Origin of the sequence: Enterococcus sp. DIV0574 (assembly GCF_051711125.1) — a bacterium.
GTDB classification, from domain to species: Bacteria; Bacillota; Bacilli; order Lactobacillales; family Enterococcaceae; genus Enterococcus_D; species Enterococcus_D gallinarum.
In genome coordinates, this window is sequence record NZ_JBIOMA010000001.1 from 1640543 (window position 1) to 1660857 (window position 20315).

Sequence of the window (20315 nt, forward strand, 5' to 3'; positions counted from 1 at the left end):
AGAACAGGGTCTTACCCTTAAATAAAGGGAATATGGTAGAATTGAGTATCAACTTTATTGTTTTAATTGAATAGGTTTACATACAAAGGAGGACGATGCTGTTGGTACAAATAAAAGAGGTCCTCAAAACCGTTTTGTTCGTTGCTCTGTTTGGGCTGTTACTGTTTTCGTTGCGACAATACGTCTTCACCCCTGTGATCGTTAAAGGAGATTCTATGGATCCAACATTGCATGATGGGGAGCGTGTGATCGCTATGAAAAACACCCAAATCAGCCGGTTTGATATCATCACATTTGAAGCCCCTGATGAGGTGGGAAAAAACTACATTAAGCGTGTGATCGGATTACCTGGTGATGTGGTGGAATACCGTGAAGACACTTTATTCATCAATGGGGCAGCATATGAAGAGCCTTATCTTTCTGCTTTTCGTTCAAAATTAACCGATGGTTATCCACTGACTTCTGACTTTACGATGGCTGATTTCGGTGTTGAACAAATTCCAGAAGGAAAATTGTTGGTGTTAGGGGACAATCGCCGAATCTCTAAAGACAGCCGGACCATTGGTTTGATTGATCAGTCAGCCGTATTAGGAGATGTCAAATTTATTTTTTGGCCCCTTAAAGATTTCGGAAGCATTCCGAATCAACACTCTGAGTAAGCGGAAGTCCGACTCGCTCAGAGCTTTTTTTTAAAAGAAAATTTGTTATACTATTTGTTATGAAGACAATGAAAGAAAAATTGTCAACGGATCAATAGAGAGCATCAAAACTGTTATTTTTCATGAGCAGGTTTGGTAGATGCAGGAGTTGATCTTTACTTACGATAGAAGCGACGATAAAAGTAAAGGAGTCTTCGTATGAGTTTACGATTTATACTAGGCGATGGACGCTGCGATCACGAACAAGCGATTTTGGACGCAGCTAACGCTTGGTTGGAAAAGCCACAAACAGAAGTCTTTTTTCTTGTCCCTAACTACAATAAGTTTGAACGAGAAAGAGAGATTCTGCAGGCGCTAAAACAAGGCACTGGAGATTTTGCCTCGATTCGAGCTCAAGTCTATAGTTTTCACCGTCTGGCCTGGTTCTATCTTCAACAAACTGGCTGGTTGTCAAAAACGGCCATTACAGATACCGGTGCAACCATGATCCTTCGCAAAATACTTCTCGATTTGGAAGAGGAGTTGATTCTTTTTCGAGGAGAAATCAATAAACCTGGGTTTATTCAACAACTGTTGTCTCTTTATCAAGAAATGCAGACAAGTAATATCGCAACCGAAGATCTGCATCTCGGTGGAACGATGAATAGGAGCAACGGAGAGGATGCGTTAAAGTTTTCCGAACTCGCATTGATCTTTCAGCGTTTCGAATTAGAAATGGTGACCCGGGAACTGCAAGTGGAACAACCGCTGGCACTACTAACACGTTTTCTGCAGCAAGGGTCTAAACCCAATGAATTAATGAACGATCGGCCTGATCTTTCGGAATCATTATTTATCATCAGTGGGTTTTCAGCATTTTCAACTCAAGAACAGAGTGTATTAAAAGAATTGATGAAACAAGGGCACGTCGTTGTCGATTTGCTTTTAGATCATGGATATCCCCAAGAATTACCTTCACCATTAGATTTGTTCTATGAATCGGGCCGCAGTTACCATCAATTATTTCTTGACGCTAGAACGGAAAATGTCGCCATTTATTTGGATCAAAAGCTTTCACCTTCTGAAGCACAGCAAGTGACACTAGAGAAAGCTGCCGCATACAATGAAGTGGAATCCTTTTGGCGTAAAACCCAGAATCAGCTCCATTATCAGCAGCAGCAACCAGTTTCACCGTATCTAGAAATGTGGAAAGTTGGCAATCCTGAAGAAGAAGTTCGGCAGATAGCTGCGAAAATCCGCGCATTGATCAGCGAGCAAAAAGGAGCAAAACTGCGTTATCGAGACATTCAAGTCTTGACACTGCAACCAGAGATCTACCATCAATATATTCCAACGATTTTTAAAGAATATGAGATTCCGTTTTATATTGACGAAGAGCAACTCATGGCTCAGCATCCGCTCGTTGAATTCTTGAATGCCTTCTTTGCTTGTGCAGATTATGGCTTTCGTTTAAATGACATTTTTCGACTGTTGCGTACGGAACTTTATTTGCCACAAGCATTCCAACAACAAGAAGACTGGCTAGCTGCCCGGGATGCATTTCGACAATTAGTAGACATTACAGAAAACCAAGCACTGGCTCATAACTTCCAAGGAAAAGATTGGACCCGTGAGAGAGACTGGCTCTTAGTGGACTATACATTGACAGGAGAAAACGCATCTGGCATCGCTGAATTGACAGATTATACGAATCAATTGCGCCGCTATTTCCGTCAAGATATTTTTGGCTCCTTGAAAAACATTCAAGAGACAAAGACGAACCGGGAAGCTGCAGGTGTTTTATACCAATTTTTACTTTCAGCAGGTGTTGAACAGCAATTGATTCATTGGCGAGATCAAGCAATCTCACAAGGGAAACTAGAGCAAGCTCGCAACCATGAACAAACATGGCAAGCTTTGATCGATCTTTTAGATGAATTTGTGGCTATTTATGGCGATGATCCTTTCGAACAGTCTCTCTTTGAAGAAGTATTGATGACGGGTTTGGAGAATCTGACTTTCGGGAAAATTCCGACAGCAATCGATCAAGTCAATATTAATCGTTTTGATCTAGTACGACCTCGGCAAGCAAAAATCACTTTCGTACCAGGATTGAATGAGACGGTGTTGCCAAGAAGGATCGAAAATAAAACATTGTTGACTAACGAAGAAAGACAACATCTCAATCAATTGTTTGCGGGAGAAAAATATCTACGCGATACGATTATCGAAAGTAGCGCCAAAGAGCCGTTTCTTTTTTATGCGATCTTATTGTCTTCCACGGATAAACTCTATTTGTCTTATGCATGCAATTTTGATACCCAGCAAAATATCAAATTGTCCCCATATCTGGCTCGTCTGCTTGAATGGTTAGATGTTTCTTTACAAGACCGGGGCATCTTATCTTTAACCAGTGATCCAGAAGCCTACGTCGGCACGTATCGGGGATTAATCTATCAGTTGAATAATCTAAGTCAGCAGGCAAGAAAAGAACGACAGAATTTGCCGGCACAGTGGCAACGATTCAAACAGGCTTTATTGCATTCGTCTGAAAAGCAATTAGCCCTTAGAGTATTTGAAAGCCAGACCCATCAAAACATTCCAGTCCCGTTGTCTCAAGATAAAGCCGTTGCTTTATATGGGCCATCCATCTACAGTTCGATCTCGCAACTGGAGACATTCTACCAGTGTGAATACAAATATTTTGTCAGTTATGGACTACGCTTGAAAGAGCGGGAAATCTATGGACTTAACTCAGCGATGACTGGTGAATTTTTCCATGATGCACTCGATCGCTTTGTCAAAGTATTGATCAGTGAGAACATCTCATTGACGCAGTTGACCATGGATCAACGGCTCCAATTTGTTGAAAAAGTGTTGCAAGAGATTTTTGGAGAAGTCCGCTATACATTATTGTCCAGTTCGGCCAGAATGAATTTTATTCGTTATCAACTAGGTAAGACGATTCAGCGAGTAGCTTGGGCATTAACGAAGCAAGGACAAAAAATGCACTTCTCACCGCAAAAAACCGAAGTACTGTTTGGACAGATCGCTGGCGCTCAAGGGATCAATGGCATCGAGCTGCCTTTAAGCAGTGGGGGCAAACTGCATGTGCGAGGAAAAATCGATCGGGTAGATGCAGCAAAAACCGAAGAAGAGCAGTGGCTTTCAGTCGTAGATTACAAATCAAGCAGTCGTGAATTTGATTTGACAGAAGCTTACTATGGCTTAGCAATGCAGTTGATCACTTATTTAGACGTTGCGCTGAATGATGCTGTGCAGCTAGTTGGTACAGAAAATGTGCGCCCGGCTGGGGCTTATTATTTACATGTCCATGATCCAGTCTTAGATGGTCAAAAATCCTCTGAAGAGGAACGGTTGAAGCAATTCAAATATGATGGGTTGTTTCTGGATGAACCCTCATTGTTTCCACTTTTGGATCATGAATTGTCAGACAGCAGCAATTCGGCAGTTTTTCCGATTCGCAAAGACAAAAGCGGGACGTACCAAAAGACACCACAAGCCAAAAACAAGTTTTACACCGAAGAAGAGATTCGCTTGTTGAGGCAGCACAACCGCAAAAATATGCAGCAAGGTGCGGAGAAACTTCTCAGTGGCGAAATTGCCTTGAATCCGTCTTATAAGCTGAAAGACAAAAAGCGCGCCTGTGAGTTTTGCCCATTTCGCAGTATTTGCGATTTCGATGTGATGCTGCAAGAAAATAATTATCATCGTCTAGAGAATTTATCGAAAGAAGAGGTTTTACAGCGATTAAAGGAGGAAGAGAATGACTAAGATCCCTCTAAAACCACAAAATGAAACATTTACTGATACTCAGTGGCAAGCGATCTTTGATAAAGGAGACAATCTCCTTGTTTCTGCCTCAGCTGGATCAGGAAAGACCACCGTCCTTGTGCGACGTGTGATCGAGAAATTAAAAGCAGGAAGTCAGATCGACGAATTGCTGATCGTGACCTTTACCGAAGCAGCAGCAAGAGAAATGAAAGAACGGATCCAAGTAGCTCTGCAAACGGCCATTAATCAAGAAAGCCAAGAGCAAAAAAGACAACATTTCGTTCGGCAGTTGCAATTATTACCTACCGCAAATATCTCAACACTACATGCCTTTTGTTTAACGGTCATTCGGCGTTTTTATTATCTGATCGATTTGGATCCTGGATTTCGGATGCTGACAGATGAAACGGAGATTTTGCTGCTGAAAGAGGAAATCTGGACACAATTACGAGATGCACACTACGAAGCAAATGATGAAGCCTTCTTTCGATTAACCGAAAACTTCGCCAGTGATCGTTCCGATGAGACGGTTGGTGATTTGATTTTGTCACTCTATGATTTTGCCCGCGCCAACCCTGATCCAGAAAAGTGGCTGGACGGTTTAGCGGTAAATTATGAAGCCGCGGACAATTTAGGGGAGAATCACCTCTATCAGGCTCAAATCAAACCGACGTTGGTAGAAATTGCCGCAACGGCAGAGCATTTGCTGGCAGCGGCCAAACAATTTGCAGATCAGTCACCATTAATGGAAAAAGCAGCAGCACTCGTTCAAGCAGAGATTTCTCAAGTCCAAGAAATTCAACGAGTTCTGGCAACAGACGATCTATCCGTCTTATATGATCGCTTGACTCATTTGACCTTTGATCGCTACCCAAGCTATCGGAAAGAAGAACAAAAAGAACTTTCACAGGAAATCAAACCGTTGCGGGATGATGCCAAAAAACTATTAGAACAACTCAAGGGATATTTTCCTTATCCACCAGCAGACATGCTGCAAATGCTGCAACTATCTGAACCGATCGTTGCGACTATGGCAGAGATGACCAAAGAGTTTTTGACTGCTTTTCAAGCCCGCAAGCTAGCAAAAGGGTTGTTGGATTTCAATGATTTAGAACATTTCACGTTGAAAATCTTATTGGGTGATGGCACAGGCAGCGATGCTTCTGTTTATTACCGCGATAAATTTGAAGAAGTGCTCGTGGATGAGTATCAGGATATCAATCGACTGCAAGAAGCGATTCTGTATTGGGTTCGGCAAGTTTCAGGAGACCATGGAAACATGTTCATGGTAGGGGATGTCAAACAATCGATCTATTCATTTCGCTTAGCAGACCCCACTTTGTTTATAGAAAAATATTTGGCATTTGAACATCAAAACGGGGGACGAAGAATCGTTTTAGCAGAAAATTTCCGTTCGCGCCGCGAAGTGCTTGATTTTACGAACTTGGTTTTTCAACAATTGATGGACGAACAAGTTGGACAGATCCCTTATGATGACGCAGCGGCTTTAGTTCCGGGATTTCCGAGTTTTCCTGAAAGCGACGCATTCATTCCGGAACTTTTGCTCTATGAAAAAGAAGCTGAAAGTACTACGAATTTGATTGAAGACAAAACGGAAGGAGAACTTCACGTCACCGCAATCAAAATTCAAGAACTGATCCAATCCCAATTTATGATCTATGATAAAAAAAGACGGGAAGAACGTCCAGTCACTTATCAGGATATCGTTTTACTGACTCCTACCCGCAAAAATAATTTGGTCATCTTAGATGTTTTCAAAAAATTCGGGATTCCTCTGGAAGTCAATGATGCCCAGAACTATTTTCAAGCAACAGAGATCCAAACAATGATCGCATTGTTGCAAATCATTGATAATCCTTATCAGGACATTCCATTAGTGGCTGTTCTCCGTTCACCTATGGTAGGGCTAACGGAAGACGAACTAGCAGAGATTCGGCTAGCGGATCGTACCAGTGAGTTTTACAAAGCGGTCTTGACTTATCAAGACAACCAAAAGGGGACTGTTTCCGCTTTAAGCAAACGAGTGGATGATTTTTTAAGCGAATTGAATCGTTGGCGGGAAGCAGCTCGCAGACTGCCGATCCCTGATTTATTATGGGATATTTATGATACAACGGCTTACTTGGATTACGTGGTTGGCTTGCCAGCAGGGCAACAGCGCTATGCCAATTTGATTGCATTGATCCACCGAGCAGAGAAATATGAGAAAAGCAGTTTCCGAGGATTGTATCAATTCATCCGGTTTATTGAAAAAATGCAAGAAAAAGATAAAGATTTGGCAGAACCGTTGGCGACGCCAGCTGAAAATGCTGTGCGGGTCATGACTGTCCATGCTAGTAAAGGGTTGGAGTTTCCCGTTGTTTTCTTATTGGATACAACGAAATTTTTCAATTACCAAGACTTTCAACAGCGTTATATTTTTGAAGAACAACTTGGCGCAGGTATCCAATATATCGATGCTTCGGAAAATATCAAATATGAAACGATTCCTTTTCAAGCCATCAAACAAGTTCGTTTGAAAAAAGCCCTCTCTGAAGAAATGCGTAAACTATACGTAGCATTGACACGGGCCGAGCAGAAACTGTATTTAGTTGGTTCTTATAAGGATCGGCAGGCAGCCTTTAAAGCTTGGCAAGCGGGGTTGACACAAAGTCAGACAGTCCTTGACCCGGCTTTACGTTTAGTTGCAAGAGGCAGTCTAATGGATTGGGTCGGTTTGACATTGATTCGTCATCCAGAGATGGAGCAGGTTTTTACTGATGCCAGTGAACGAAAAATGACGATCCATCACCCTGCAAGATTCCAGATCCATTGGTGGAATCAGGATCAGATTGATCAGCAATTGCAGGTGCAGCCGCCAACAGAGGCAGTTGTGGCTCCGACACCAAGTACTACAGCCCCAGAAAGATTGCTGAACCGTTTAGACTATCAGTATCCTTACAGCAAAGCGACTCAAACCACCAGCTATCAGTCGGTCTCAGAGTTAAAACGTCTATATAATGATCCGGACGATCAAGATATTACTTTACTGGAATGGCATTCCGCGGATCAAAAATTGGCACCTCAGCGCTTTCGTTATGTTGAGACTGAATTAGCTAAACCGCGTTTTTTACAAGAACAAAAACCGCAAGCTGCTTCGATCGGGAGTGCTACGCATCTAGTTATGCAAATGCTGCCGCTGACTGAAGTACCGACGGAAGCATCCTTAGCAGCTTTTATCGATGAATTGGTTGAACGTCAGCTCTTTACGAAAGATGTTGCCGACAAAATTGATCAAGGGAGCATCGTGTGGTTCTATCAAACAGCCGTGGGGCAAACTTTGATCAAGTATGCAACACAGGTAAAACGGGAGCAGCCATTTTCAATGCTAAAAGAAGCTGCCACTATTTTTGAAGGATTTGATGAACCAGATGCCGAATTATTGATCCACGGGATTATTGATGGCTATGTGGAGTTGCCAGATCGAATCATTTTGTATGATTTTAAGACGGATGCTGTATTTGGCAGTGAAGCACAGATTGAAAAGCGCATGCGGGATCGGTATTATGGACAGCTAAAACTGTATTGCCAAGCGTTAGAACAAGCTTTGCAGAAACCTGTGACTGAGACATATCTGGTTTTACTAGCCGCTAAGAAAATAATCGAATGGTAGGCCCTCGAACGGGATTCCTTACAATTCGTAAGCGATGTGCTATAATGATGCAAAGAGGTGATAGAAAATGATAAAAGTGGAAACAGATTACGCCCTTTGTCCTAAATTTGAAAAAGCTTTTTCGATTCTAGGGAAAAAGTGGAATGGCTTGATCATTGATGTGCTTCTTGAAGATGGCAAACAACGGTTTGTGGATCTTGCCAAAAAAATCCCCCAAGTGAGCGATCGGGTATTGGTGGAGCGCTTGAAAGAATTAGAACGTGAAGAAATCGTCTGCAAAGAAGACAATCTTTACTGTTTAACACCAAGAGGGGTCGCACTTGAAAAAAGTATGATGAGTGTGAAGCGCTGGGCAGAAACTTGGGTCAGAGAAGAAGAATGCAGTTGATTTCTGGCAAATAATTAGGTACACTAAGGTCAATCGAATAGTTAAAAAGCGTTGATGGAAACTAGTAGTTTGGCTGAAACAGGAAAGGGAGACTTGTCATAGACTGAAAGCAAGTTCTGTATTCGAAAAATGAATTTCATTTCTGGAGCTTACTGAACAAGAATCAGTCGGCAGTCCTACTGTCGTTAGTAGAAGTGAGTGCGTGGACTTTGTCCACGAATGAGGATGGTAACACGAGACGTCGTTCCTTTTTTAGGAACGGGGTCTTTTTTTCGTCTTGACTTATCAGCTATTCACAAAGAATAAGGAGGAAAAACATGTCTTTACAAGAGAAACTAGAGTCATTGAAAGAAATAACGCTTTCAAAGATCAAAGAAAGCCGTTCAATCAATGAATTGAATCAAATTCGTGTGGATGTCCTTGGTAAAAAGGGACCCATCACGGAAGTTTTGCGGGGAATGAAAGAGTTGTCAGCAGAAGAGCGTCCAAAAGTCGGCAGCTATGCCAATGAGATCCGGGATGCGATTACACAAGCGATTGAGGAAGCAAAAACTTCATTAGAAGCAGCCGCACTAGAAAAGGCATTGGCTGAAGAATCGATTGATGTGACGTTGCCTGGCAAGCAGATGCCACAAGGGACCCGTCATGTCTTGACGCAAATCATGGAAGAAATCGAAGATATTTTTGTGGGGATGGGCTATCAAGTGGTTGAAGGATTCGAAGTCGAAAAAGATCACTACAATTTTGAACGAATGAACTTGCCAAAAGACCATCCAGCAAGAGACATGCAAGATACTTTTTATATTTCAGATGAAGTCTTGATTCGGACACACACCTCACCGGTGCAAGCTCGTACCATGGAAAAACATGATTTCAGCAAAGGGCCATTGCGAATGATTTCACCAGGAAAAGTATTCCGGAGAGACACCGACGACGCGACTCACAGTCATCAGTTCCATCAGATCGAAGGACTGGTAATCGATAAGAATGTGACGATGGGTGATCTTAAAGGGACACTAGAAGTCATGATGCAAAAAATGTTCGGGGCTGATCGCAGCATTCGTTTGCGTCCAAGCTACTTCCCATTTACAGAGCCTTCAGTAGAAGTAGATGTCAGCTGTTTCAAATGTGGGGGAGCCGGCTGTAATGTCTGCAAACACACCGGTTGGATCGAGATTTTAGGCGCTGGAATGGTACATCCGAATGTATTGGAAATGTCCGGGATCGATCCCAAAGAATACTCAGGTTTTGCATTTGGTTTAGGACCTGACCGGGTTGCGATGTTGCGCTATGGCGTCAACGACATTCGGAATTTCTATCAAAATGATGTACGTTTCATCAGTCAGTTCAAGGGGGAATAAATATGTTAGTATCTTACAAATGGTTAAATGACTATCTTGACCTTTCTGAGATCTCACCAAACGAGCTGGCAGATAAAATGTCAGTCACAGGGATCGAAGTCGAAGGAATCGAAGTGCCAGCAGCGGGATTGAAGAAAATCGTTGTTGGGGAAGTCAAAGAATGTGTGCCACATCCAGATTCAGATCACTTATCGATCTGCCAAGTAGATATCGGTGAATCTGAATTATCACAAATCGTTTGCGGTGCGCCGAATATCAAAAGCGGCATCAAAGTGATTGTGGCACTCCCAGGTTCACGGATCGCGGGCAATGTCAAAATCAAGAAAGGCAAGATGCGCGGACAACAATCCAATGGGATGATCTGTTCGCTGCAGGAATTAGGCTATTCTGATAGTGTGATCCCTAAAGAATATGCGGAGGGTATTTATTACTTGCCTACCGATGCCGAAGTGGGGAAGGAAGTCTTTCCCTATCTCGATATGGATGATGCCATCATCGAGTTGTCGATCACTCCAAACCGGGCCGATGCCTTAAGTATGCGGGGGGTCGCTTACGAGGTAGGAGCCATTTATCGACAAACACCAAAATTTGAGACCATTCAACTGAATGAAAGTGCTGTGAAAGCCGCAGACAAGATCAAAGTCAGCGTAGAAAATCAAAAGGATGCGCCAGCCTATCAAATTCGGATCATTGAAAACGTAACGATTGCACCAAGTCCGCAATGGTTGCAAAACCGTTTGATGAATGAAGGCATTCGACCAATCAACAATGTCGTTGATATTACCAACTATATTTTGCTGCTGTTTGGACAACCCCTTCATGCATTCGATTATCAAAAATTGGGCAGCCAAGAAATCGTCGTTCGCCGTGGCAAACCGCAAGAAACGTTGGTCACTTTGGACGGAGAGACACGAACGCTAGATGATAAGAACATTGTGATCACTAATGGAAAAGAACCAGTCGCTTTAGCTGGTGTCATGGGTGGGTTAGATTCAGAAATCACACAAGATACCACAACTGTTGCTTTAGAAGCCGCCTTGTTTGACCCACTAGCGATTCGTTTGACGTCTAAAAAATTCAATTTGCGCAGTGAGTCATCTTCCCGTTTCGAAAAAGGCATCAATCAGGCTGCGATCGCGGAGGCTTGTGATGCAGCCGCTGCTATGATTGCGGAGCTAGCTGGCGGTACAGTTCTACAAGGTGCTGTCAAAGGCGCTGAAGTGACTCCTAAGGATGTTCAAGTCACGATCACATTAGATCGGATCAATCGCTACTTAGGAACACAAATCACGATTGGCGAAGCCAATGAGATTTTTGACGCCTTAGGTTTTGGCTACCAAGAAAATGAAGGTACCTATCAAGTTGTGGTCCCACCTAGACGTTGGGATATTCAGATCGAAGCTGACATCATTGAAGAAGTCGCCCGTATCTATGGCTATGACCGTCTGCCATCGACACTTCCAAGTGGTGAGACAGTTGCGGGGAGCTTAACCAAAGAACAACGCTTGACTCGCAAAGTACGAACACTCCTAGAAGGAAATGGTGTGAGTGAAGCTATCAGCTATGCATTGACAACCGAAGAAAAAGCCCGTCAATTTTGTTGGTTAGAGAGTCAGGTTACCCGTCTGGATTGGCCAATGACAGAAGAGCGTGGTGTCTTAAGAATGAATCTACTTTCAGGACTGCTGGACGACATTGCCTATAACTTGGCCCGCAAAAATGCCAATGTTGCGTTGTACGAAGTGGGGCGCGTCTTTTACAAAACAAGTGATGACCCTCGGGAGCTACCAACAGAAAACAATCATCTAGGACTAGCCATCACTGGCGCCATCACCGAAAAAGATTGGCAAGAAGCTGAACAAAAAGTCGATTTCTATCATATTAAAGGGATCTTGGAAAACTTGTTTGCAGGTCTTTCTCTTACGGATCAGATTACTTATGAAAAGACAACAGCAATCAAAGAACTTCATCCAGGCAGAGCCGCTGCTATCCTCTTACAGGATGAAGTGATCGGTTACCTAGGGCAAGTCCATCCAAGTACAGCAAAAGCTTATGATCTGACTGAGACATATGTTGCTGAATTGGACTTGGATCGTTTGTTAGCAACTGAAAATGCAGCGCTCATTTATCAAGCAGTTTCGAAATTCCCATCAGTTAACCGGGATATTGCACTGTTGGTGGATGAGAAGACGTCGAACCAAACAATCCTGCAAACCATTGAACAAGCAGCAGGCCGTTTCTTGACGGACATTCATCTATTTGATGTGTACCAAGGAAAGAACATCGATAGCAATAAAAAATCAATGGCCTATCGATTGACTTTTGCTAATCCTGAAGCGACATTGACAGATGAAGAAATCAATCAAGCAATGTCGAAGATCACACGTGTGCTAGAAGAATCACTACAAGTAGAAATTCGTTAGTCCCATTGCTGTGATAGGAAACAGTGACATAAAAAAAGAGTGATCTTGAGGAATCAGCAAGATTGTAGCATTTGCAGGGGGAAGAGGTTCTCCCTTGCTATGCTACATTTTTTTTATAATGGATAGAGTAAATATTCTCATGGATTACCACAGCTCTAAGAGTTGCTTTTCCAGTTTTATTTTATGGAAGAAAGGATCGATTGATGGAACAACTGACGATTTACGATGCACAAAAGCAGCCAACAGCTGCGACGATGTTGCGGGATACGCCAGTCCCTAATGACGGCTACCGAGTTGTGGTGTCCGTTTTATTGTTTAATGAAGCCGGAGAATTACTGATTCAAAAACGACAATCCACAAAAAAAGGCTGGCCTAGTTATTGGGATTATCCTGCTGGCGGGACCGTCAAAGCTGGTGAAAGCTGTTATCAAGCGGCAGAAAGGGAACTATTAGAAGAGTTAGGGATGACACTTTCTTTAGAGAAAATCCCTAGTCGTTTAACAGTGAAATTTGAAGAAGGCTGGAATGAACTCTATTTTGTTCAATGGACCGGCGCTAACCCTGAACTTTGTTTGCAGTGGGAAGAAGTTGCTGCAGCAAAGTGGGTCAATGAAAAAGAGTATCGCGCATTGATCAATGGGTATAAATTTATTCCTTACTTATATGCACCGATCGTTTTCTCGCTTCAAAGTCATCCTGGGGACTATTTTCCGGTCTAAGTTCTTACTCGTGATGGTAGCTTCTTTTTGATAGAAAGCGATTCTGTCGTGATTGAGAAAAATGTTCTCGAATGGTGTTTGCTCACATGTCAATGGTAGTTGAGCAGTTCGCTTTTTTATTTAGGGATCTTTAAATAAAAGATAGTAATTAAAAACAAACCCACCAAGCATACTGGTGGGTTTGTTGGTTGTTCATATTTATGCAAAGTAGTTGATCCCCATTGCTTCTTTCACTTCTGCCAAGGTTTGTGCTGCGACTTGTTCTGCTTTTTCGCTGCCTTTTTTTAAGAGGTTCATGACTTCAGCCGGGTCCTTAGCAAATTCTTCTCGTCGCTGACGGATCGGAGCAAATTCTTCTTCTAAGACATCGATCAGATAGCGTTTGATTTTTACATCGCCTAGACCGCCTTGACGATAGTGCTCTTTCAATGCGGCAATTTTTTCTAAATCTTTGCCAAAGACATCTAAATAAGTAAAGACCATATTGCCTTCGACTTGGCCAGGATCTGCTACATGGATATGATTTGGATCAGTGTACATGCTCATGACTTTCTTTTGAACGATATCCGCATTGTCTGCCAAATAGATTCCGTTGTTCAATGATTTGCTCATTTTACCATTTCCATCGATACCAGGTAAACGTCCCATTCCTTTAGGCGGAAGAACTGCTTTAGGTTCCACCAATACGTCACTATAGATGGAATTAAAGCTATGAACGATTTCTTGTGTTTGTTCTAGCATTGGTTTTTGATCTTCACCGACAGGAACTAAGTTGGCTTTGAAAGCAGTGATATCTGCTGCTTGTGAGACAGGGTAGATGAAGAATCCAGTTGGGACACCTTCCCCAAATTTCTTTTGTTCGATCTCGGCTTTGACGGTCGGATTGCGGCGAACCCGTGCCACACTGACTAAATTCAAGTAATACATGGTTAGTTCCGACAACTGAGGGATTTGTGATTGAATAAATAAAGTCGAGCGGGTCGGATCGAGACCAATCGCTAAATAGTCAAGTGCCACTTGCAAGATATTTTCTGACACTTTCTGTGGATTTTTGGCATTGTCTGTCAATGCTTGCATATCAGCGATCATGATATAAAGTTGATTGTTAGGGTCGTCTTGCATCTCAACTCGTTTTTTTAATGAGCCGACATAATGCCCTAAATGAAGTTGCCCTGTAGGCCGGTCTCCGGTTAATATTGTGTTCACGTTTCATCCACCTCTAAATTCAATATATAGTTCATCTTACCTTGTTTTTCCAAAAGAAACAACTTGTTCTACTAAGGGTCGAAAAAAAAAACGATGGACAAAAACCTAACATGAGGTTAAAATAATGAAGGTTTTTCTTTGGGGATGATGTGGAAATTAAAACTACCTTTACAAATAGAAAAATTTTGAGCTATAATATGAATCAAATCTTTTCAATTACTCATTTATTTTTAAATATAGACTTGGAGTGTGAATGAATGGCAATGATAGAATTTAAAGACGTGGAAAAGTACTACGGCAAATTCCATGCATTAAAAAACATAAATATTGAATTTGAAAAAGGTGAAGTCGTTGTTGTGATTGGTCCTTCAGGATCCGGAAAAAGCACGATGCTTCGCACAATCAATGGATTAGAAACGATTTCTTCTGGTCACTTACTGATCAATGGCAAAGATCTTTTCAGTAAAGATGTCAAATTGACAGAGATTAGAAAAAACATCGGAATGGTCTTCCAGCATTTCAATCTTTACCCCAATAAAACCGTGTTAGAAAACATCACTTTGGCTCCCATTAAAGTATTAAAACAAAATGAACAAGAAGCGATTGCCTTAGCCGAAAAACTGTTGAACTGTGTAGGCATGCTGGACAAAAAAGATTCTTATCCATCCATGTTGTCTGGCGGACAACAACAGCGGGTGGCTATTGCCCGAGGATTAGCCATGACACCAGAAATGTTGCTTTTCGATGAGCCAACTTCTGCACTGGATCCAGAAATGATCGGTGATGTTTTAGACGTGATGAAAAAAATCGCCAGTGAAGGCATGTCCATGATCGTGGTGACTCATGAGATGAGTTTTGCCCGTGAAGTAGCCGACCGGATCGTTTTCATGGCAGAAGGCCAAGTATTAGAAGATCGTCGCGACGTCGATGGCTTCTTTGAAAACCCAAGAGACGAACGGGCCAAACAATTCTTAAGCAAGGTAACCAATCATTAGGAGGAAAGTAGCTATGAGCAAAAAAATCAGTACAGTGCTGCTCCTTGTATTCGCGCTCATGACCTTTTCTGCTTGTAAAGGCCAAAGTGCTGCAGAACGTGATGTGTTAGCGAGCAGCAAAGAAAGCAACCAAATCATCTGGGGAGTCAAGAATGATACCCGATTATTTGGATTGATGGATATTGCGACAGCTGAAGTCCGCGGATTTGATATCGATATCGCTAAAGCAATCACTGAGCATATTTTAGGACGTGACGGAAGTGCTATTTTTGTCGAAGTCACATCAAAAACTCGAATTCCGCTATTAAAAAATGGCAATATCGATGCAATCATCGCTACGATGACCATCACGGATGAACGGAAGAAACAAGTAGATTTTTCTGATGTTTATTTCGATGCTGGACAATCTTTATTAGTAGCCAAAGATAGCCCGATTCAGGGAATCGAAGATTTAAATGCCAATACGACGGTTTTAGTCGTCAAAGGATCGACATCAGCGATCAATATCCGCAAGGCAGCGCCGGAAGCAAAAATCTTGGAGTTAGAAAATTATGCCGAAGCCTTTACTGCATTACAGTCAGGACAAGGCGATGCGATGACGACAGATAATGCGATCTTATTGGGGATGGCCAGTGAAAATCCCAACTATCATTTAGTTGGCGGTACATTTACAAATGAACCTTACGGAATAGCTATCGATAAAGGACAAGAGCCTTTCTTGAAAGCCGTCAACCAGGCATTGAAAGAAATGCATGAAGACGGTACGTATGATGAAATTTATCAGAAATGGTTCCCTGATGATGCATCTGGGAAAGTTGATTAAAGGAGGAAATTTGCATGCTTGAATTGTTTCAAACTTACGGCGACCAGTTTTTCTCTGGTTTCAAATATACGATTTTCTCCAGTTTACTGGCTTTATTCTTTAGTTTAGTGATTGGTACATTGATGGCGATATTTCAGCTGTCTACCAATCGATGGGTCAAAGGGATCGCTAAAGCGTATGTCGAGTTTTTCCGAAATATTCCTTTGTTGATCATCGTGATGTTCTTTTATGTCGTGGTGCCGATGTATTGGGTGACTTTTGACGGATTTCAAGCGGGAACGATCGGCTTGACCATCTATACGTCTGCGTTTATTGCAGAAACGATTCGTTCTGGAATCCAGACAGTTCCTAAAGGGCAGATGGAGGCTTCTTTGTCCTCTGGATTCACGTACAGCCAGGCCATGCGCTACATTATTTTACCGCAGGCTTTTAAAATCGTTGTTCCGCCACTAGGAAATCAGTTTATCAACTTGGTCAAAAATTCATCGATTTTAGCAATGGTAGCTGGTCTTGACATTATGTATCAAGGTGACTTGATTGCCAGTGAAACCTTTAATACTTTCGACACCTATATTATTGTCGGAATCTTTTATTTGATTATCACATTACCATTATCCTATTTAATGGTTTATCTTGAAAGACGTTGGGCTGTACGCTCATAGAAAGGAGACACTAAATGGAATTTTTCGAAGCTTTTTCTGCCATCAATCTTCGGTTTTTGATCGACGGTCTCCGAGTAACGATCGAAGTCTCCGTCTTATCGATCATCTTTAGTTTTCTGATTGGCGGCCTTGCAGGAGTCTTGCGTTTCACTAACATTCCGTTCTTTTCAAAGATTTTAGGTGTAGTGATCGATGTGATTCGAAACCTGCCGTTGCTGCTGATTATTTTCTTCACGTACTTTGCATTGCCGCAGATCGGTATTCGTTTCAATATTTTCTGGTCTGCAGTTGTGGCATTGACGATTTTTGAATCTGCCATGCTCTCAGAGATTTTTCGAGCGGGGCTTAATGCCGTACCAAAAGGGCAAATGGAGGCTGGTTTGTCTACCGGTTTGAGTTATGTCCAAGTGTTGCGAAGCATTGTGATGCCGCAAGCTTTTAAAGCCATGCTGCCTGCGATCGTTAGTCAATTGATCTCATTGATCAAAGATACGTCATTGGCAGTGATTATTTCACTTCCAGAACTGACTCACCATGCTCGAATTATTTATGGACAAAATACCAATTATGTATTGCCAATGTTTCTTGCGATGACTGTGCTGTACTTCATCGTCTGCTATGCCTTATCGCTGCTTTCTCGCTTCTTGGAAGCACGTCAGTATAATTACTGATTTCTTGAGGCTGCATAGAAACAGTGATTACTAGATCCGAATGACCTTTGATGTCATGCAGTTGCTTTCCTTGGACGAGAGTAGCCAGAGCATCGGAGGTTTTCGGATCTTTTTTGACCGCAATAGGTTCATTGCTTTCTTGGATAAAGCAATACTTGAAAAATCAGTAAAAAAAGTCCAAAATGGAACTTAGACAAATTTCTTTCTTTCATTAAAAAGGATGGACAACTATGACAAATAAACAACCCATTGGCTTTATCGATTCTGGTGTTGGCGGATTGACCGTTGTTAAAGAAGCGATTAAGCAATTGCCCAATGAACATATTATTTATCTTGGTGATACTGCACGCTGTCCCTATGGGCCGCGTCCGGCAGAACAAGTCATCGAGTATACATGGCAGATGACCGAATTTTTATTGCAGCAAAACATCAAAATGTTGGTGATTGCTTGTAATACGGCTACGGCTGTCGCATTAGAAGAAATCAAAGAAAAATTATCGATTCCGGTAATCGGAGTCATACTGCCTGGCTCTCGAGCTGCTGTCAAAGCAACAAAAAACCAACAGATCGGTGTCATTGGAACTGCGGGTACTATTAAGAGCAATGCGTATGAAGAAGCAATCAAGCTTAAATCACCTCGTTCTGTGGTAGTTAGCTTGGCTTGTCCCAAATTCGCGCCTATTGTTGAAAGCAATCAAGCGCAATCATCGGTTGCCAAAAAAATCGTTGCCGAAACACTGCGCCCCCTCAAAAATAAGAAATTAGATACGTTGATTTTGGGTTGTACTCATTATCCTTTGTTGCGGTCTTTGATCCAGAACGAGATGGGGAGCCAGATCCAGCTGATTGATTCCGGTGCAGAAACAGTGGGTGAAGTCAGCATGCTGTTGGACTACTTTGCTATTGCCAATACAAGCCAAATGACCCAAGAACCGGAATATTTTTTTTATACGACAGGTTCAACAAAATTATTTGATGAAATTGCGAACGAATGGTTGAATGTACCGGTCCATTCGCAACATATCACATTAGGAGGAAATTAAATGCGCCATGATGGCAGAAAAGCGGGAAGTATCCGTCCAGTAGAAATCAAAACAAATGTATTCAAACATCCAGAAGGATCCGTCGTGATCTCATTTGGTGATACCACAGTTATTTGTTCCGCAACGATCGAAGACCGAGTGCCGCCTTTTTTACGGGACTCAGGGAAAGGCTGGGTGACGGCAGAATACAGCATGCTGCCGCGAGCAACGAATACCCGTAATCGTCGAGAAAGTGCAAAAGGAAAGCTGTCTGGTCGGACAATGGAGATCCAGCGACTAATCGCCCGTTCGTTACGGGCAGTGGTAGACTTGGAAAAGTTAGGTGAACGTAGCATTGTAGTCGATTGTGATGTCATCCAAGCGGATGGGGGCACTCGAACAGCTAGTATCACCGGTGCTTTTGTGGCTTTGCGATTGGCGATCGATCAATTATTGACCAACCATGAGCTAACGGAAGATCCTATTAAAGAACATCTTGCTGCCATCAGCGTAGGAATTTTACCTGATAACACTTGTGTCACTGATTTAGACTACGAAGAAGATTCTGCGGCTGCTGTAGATATGAATCTCGTAATGACAGAGTCAGGCCGTTTCATTGAGATTCAAGGAACTGGGGAAGAAGCGACATTTGATGGTCAGCAATTGAACGAAATGCTGATTTATGGCAAGACAGCCATTGAAGAGCTGATTGCCTATCAAAAAGAAGCATTGCTGATCCAAGAACAGCCCCAATACGTTATTCCTGAGAAGACGATCGTGATTGCCACTGGTAATCCTGGCAAAGCACGAGAATTCACCGCAGTTTTTGGTGCTGCTGGCTATGACGTTCGGACATTGAAAGATTATCCCGCATTACCTGATGTTGAGGAAACAGGAACGACTTTCGAAGAAAATGCTCGGCTGAAGGCAGAAACGATTGCAAAAATTCTTGGGCGACCTGTTCTAGCGGACGATTCGGGCTTAAAAGTGGATGCATTAGGTGGTAGACCCGGTGTTTACTCGGCACGTTTCGCGGGTGAACAAAAAAGCGATGCTGCAAATAATGCCAAATTGTTGTATGAACTAACTGATATCCCAGATGAACAACGAACAGCACAATTTCATTGTACATTGGTCTTTGCAGCTCCTGACAAAGAAAGTCTCGTAGTCGCTGCCGATTGGCCAGGCAGAATTGGCCGCATTCCTCGGGGGGAGAACGGTTTTGGCTACGATCCATTGTTTATCCCTGTTGGTTCAGATAAAACGGCTGCTGAAATGAGTGGAGAAGAAAAGAATCAAGTGAGTCATCGTGGTCAAGCCATCGCGAAACTACGCAATGTATGGCAAGAGTGGTTGGAAGGAGAACAAGCATGAAATATTTAATCGTTAGCGATAACCATGGCGATCGTCAAATTCTCGTTGATTTGCTAGCAGAATTTTCTGGGAAAGTGGATACCTTTATCCATTGTGGAGATTCGGAACTGCAACCAAGCGATCCCCTTTGGCAAACCTATCAAGTGGTTGGCGGAAATTGTGATTACAGTCCGGAATACGAGGATGCAAAAATTATCAAAACGCCTCTCGATACGATTTATGTGACCCATGGTCATTTGGCAGATGTTCGTTTTGGCGTGACAACACTCGGACTTCAAGCACAACAAGCTGATGCATCAATTGCTGTATTTGGTCACACCCACCAGATTGCTTGTGAGAAGGTGGGGCATCGACTATTCTTGAATCCGGGCAGCATTTCTCAACCGCGGGGACCTATTCAAATCAAAAGTTTTGCCATCATAGAAAGTACTGAAAAGCAGTGGATCGTTCAATATTATGATCGTACGTTTAATGAAATCGCTGATTTGCATTTTATTTTTGAGCGCTAAGAAAGCGAAATCAAAAGTAAAAAATTCATTATAAATAAGCAGTTTTACGATATCTT

Annotated in this window: 15 protein-coding genes; 14 read left to right on the plus strand and 1 reads right to left on the minus strand. The window is 42.4% G+C overall.

Annotation, left to right across the window (positions count from 1 at the left end):
• Window positions 1-101 precede the first annotated feature (101 nt).
• The 7 genes from lepB (at window position 102) to IGJ45_RS08035 (ending at window position 12997) form a co-directional block, all read left to right on the plus strand.
• Window positions 102-659 carry a signal peptidase I gene (gene lepB / locus IGJ45_RS08005; RefSeq protein WP_003126688.1) on the plus strand — a complete coding sequence of 186 codons (558 nt, stop codon included), beginning with the start codon at window positions 102-104 and terminating at the stop codon, window positions 657-659.
• Between the two features lie 198 nt (window positions 660-857).
• A complete protein-coding gene (locus tag IGJ45_RS08010) occupies window positions 858-4433 on the plus strand; it encodes a PD-(D/E)XK nuclease family protein (protein WP_409531440.1) in 3576 nt (1191 codons plus the stop codon).
• The gene (gene addA, locus IGJ45_RS08015) at window positions 4426-8106 is read left to right on the plus strand and encodes a helicase-exonuclease AddAB subunit AddA (RefSeq protein ID WP_409531439.1); all 3681 of its coding nucleotides are present in this window, start codon (window positions 4426-4428) and stop codon (window positions 8104-8106) included. The genes IGJ45_RS08010 and addA overlap by 8 nt, the downstream gene beginning before the upstream one ends.
• A gap of 67 nt (window positions 8107-8173) precedes the next feature.
• Window positions 8174-8494 (plus strand): winged helix-turn-helix transcriptional regulator, encoded by a 321-nt coding sequence (locus IGJ45_RS08020; RefSeq protein ID WP_003126685.1) that lies wholly within the window; start codon window positions 8174-8176, stop codon window positions 8492-8494.
• A 317-nt stretch (window positions 8495-8811) separates the two neighbouring features.
• Window positions 8812-9855, plus strand: a complete 1044-nt coding sequence (gene pheS / locus IGJ45_RS08025; protein ID WP_409531438.1) for a phenylalanine--tRNA ligase subunit alpha — start codon at window positions 8812-8814, stop codon at window positions 9853-9855.
• Between the two features lie 2 nt (window positions 9856-9857).
• Entirely contained in the window at window positions 9858-12278 is a 2421-nt protein-coding gene (gene pheT / locus IGJ45_RS08030; protein ID WP_409531437.1) for a phenylalanine--tRNA ligase subunit beta, read from the plus strand.
• Window positions 12279-12481: 203 nt separating this feature from the next.
• Entirely contained in the window at window positions 12482-12997 is a 516-nt protein-coding gene (locus IGJ45_RS08035) for an NUDIX hydrolase (protein WP_195971408.1), read from the plus strand.
• 198 nt (window positions 12998-13195) lie between these two features.
• On the opposite strand, the gene trpS is transcribed toward IGJ45_RS08035, so the two are convergent.
• Window positions 13196-14203: a tryptophan--tRNA ligase gene (gene trpS, locus IGJ45_RS08040; RefSeq protein ID WP_005473228.1), complete on the minus strand. Its 1008-nt coding sequence runs from the start codon at window positions 14201-14203 to the stop codon at window positions 13196-13198.
• A 257-nt stretch (window positions 14204-14460) separates the two neighbouring features.
• Between trpS and IGJ45_RS08045 the strand changes: the two genes are divergently transcribed.
• The 7 genes from IGJ45_RS08045 (at window position 14461) to IGJ45_RS08075 (ending at window position 20259) form a co-directional block, all read left to right on the plus strand.
• On the plus strand, window positions 14461-15198 hold the full coding sequence (locus tag IGJ45_RS08045; RefSeq protein WP_409531436.1) for an amino acid ABC transporter ATP-binding protein: 738 nt from the start codon (window positions 14461-14463) through the stop codon (window positions 15196-15198).
• A 13-nt stretch (window positions 15199-15211) separates the two neighbouring features.
• Window positions 15212-16021, plus strand: coding sequence for a transporter substrate-binding domain-containing protein (locus tag IGJ45_RS08050; protein WP_003126678.1), 810 nt, complete (start codon window positions 15212-15214; stop codon window positions 16019-16021).
• 14 nt (window positions 16022-16035) lie between these two features.
• Window positions 16036-16683, plus strand: coding sequence for an amino acid ABC transporter permease (locus IGJ45_RS08055; protein WP_003126676.1), 648 nt, complete (start codon window positions 16036-16038; stop codon window positions 16681-16683).
• 14 nt (window positions 16684-16697) lie between these two features.
• Complete coding sequence (locus IGJ45_RS08060; RefSeq protein ID WP_003126675.1) at window positions 16698-17354, plus strand: amino acid ABC transporter permease; 657 nt, start codon at window positions 16698-16700, stop codon at window positions 17352-17354.
• Between the two features lie 230 nt (window positions 17355-17584).
• Complete coding sequence (racE, locus tag IGJ45_RS08065; protein WP_003126674.1) at window positions 17585-18397, plus strand: glutamate racemase; 813 nt, start codon at window positions 17585-17587, stop codon at window positions 18395-18397.
• Window positions 18398-19750, plus strand: coding sequence for a ribonuclease PH (gene rph, locus IGJ45_RS08070; protein ID WP_003126673.1), 1353 nt, complete (start codon window positions 18398-18400; stop codon window positions 19748-19750). It abuts the gene before it with no gap.
• Window positions 19747-20259 (plus strand): metallophosphoesterase, encoded by a 513-nt coding sequence (locus IGJ45_RS08075; RefSeq protein WP_060814328.1) that lies wholly within the window; start codon window positions 19747-19749, stop codon window positions 20257-20259. Before rph ends, IGJ45_RS08075 begins: the two co-directional genes overlap by 4 nt.
• Window positions 20260-20315 lie beyond the last annotated feature (56 nt).

What these genes read in the sequence shown, in the direction of transcription:
- IGJ45_RS08035 (WP_195971408.1), top strand. Translation starts at nt 12,482, where the DNA reads ATGGAACAACTGACGATTTACGATGCACAAAAGCAGCCAACAGCTGCG.
- racE (WP_003126674.1), top strand. Translation starts at nt 17,585, where the DNA reads ATGACAAATAAACAACCCATTGGCTTTATCGATTCTGGTGTTGGCGGA.
- IGJ45_RS08020 (WP_003126685.1), top strand. Translation starts at nt 8,174, where the DNA reads ATGATAAAAGTGGAAACAGATTACGCCCTTTGTCCTAAATTTGAAAAA.
- IGJ45_RS08010 (WP_409531440.1), top strand. Translation starts at nt 858, where the DNA reads ATGAGTTTACGATTTATACTAGGCGATGGACGCTGCGATCACGAACAA.
- rph (WP_003126673.1), top strand. Translation starts at nt 18,398, where the DNA reads ATGCGCCATGATGGCAGAAAAGCGGGAAGTATCCGTCCAGTAGAAATC.
- pheS (WP_409531438.1), top strand. Translation starts at nt 8,812, where the DNA reads ATGTCTTTACAAGAGAAACTAGAGTCATTGAAAGAAATAACGCTTTCA.
- IGJ45_RS08055 (WP_003126676.1), top strand. Translation starts at nt 16,036, where the DNA reads ATGCTTGAATTGTTTCAAACTTACGGCGACCAGTTTTTCTCTGGTTTC.
- pheT (WP_409531437.1), top strand. Translation starts at nt 9,858, where the DNA reads ATGTTAGTATCTTACAAATGGTTAAATGACTATCTTGACCTTTCTGAG.
- IGJ45_RS08050 (WP_003126678.1), top strand. Translation starts at nt 15,212, where the DNA reads ATGAGCAAAAAAATCAGTACAGTGCTGCTCCTTGTATTCGCGCTCATG.
- IGJ45_RS08060 (WP_003126675.1), top strand. Translation starts at nt 16,698, where the DNA reads ATGGAATTTTTCGAAGCTTTTTCTGCCATCAATCTTCGGTTTTTGATC.
- addA (WP_409531439.1), top strand. Translation starts at nt 4,426, where the DNA reads ATGACTAAGATCCCTCTAAAACCACAAAATGAAACATTTACTGATACT.
- IGJ45_RS08045 (WP_409531436.1), top strand. Translation starts at nt 14,461, where the DNA reads ATGGCAATGATAGAATTTAAAGACGTGGAAAAGTACTACGGCAAATTC.
- IGJ45_RS08075 (WP_060814328.1), top strand. Translation starts at nt 19,747, where the DNA reads ATGAAATATTTAATCGTTAGCGATAACCATGGCGATCGTCAAATTCTC.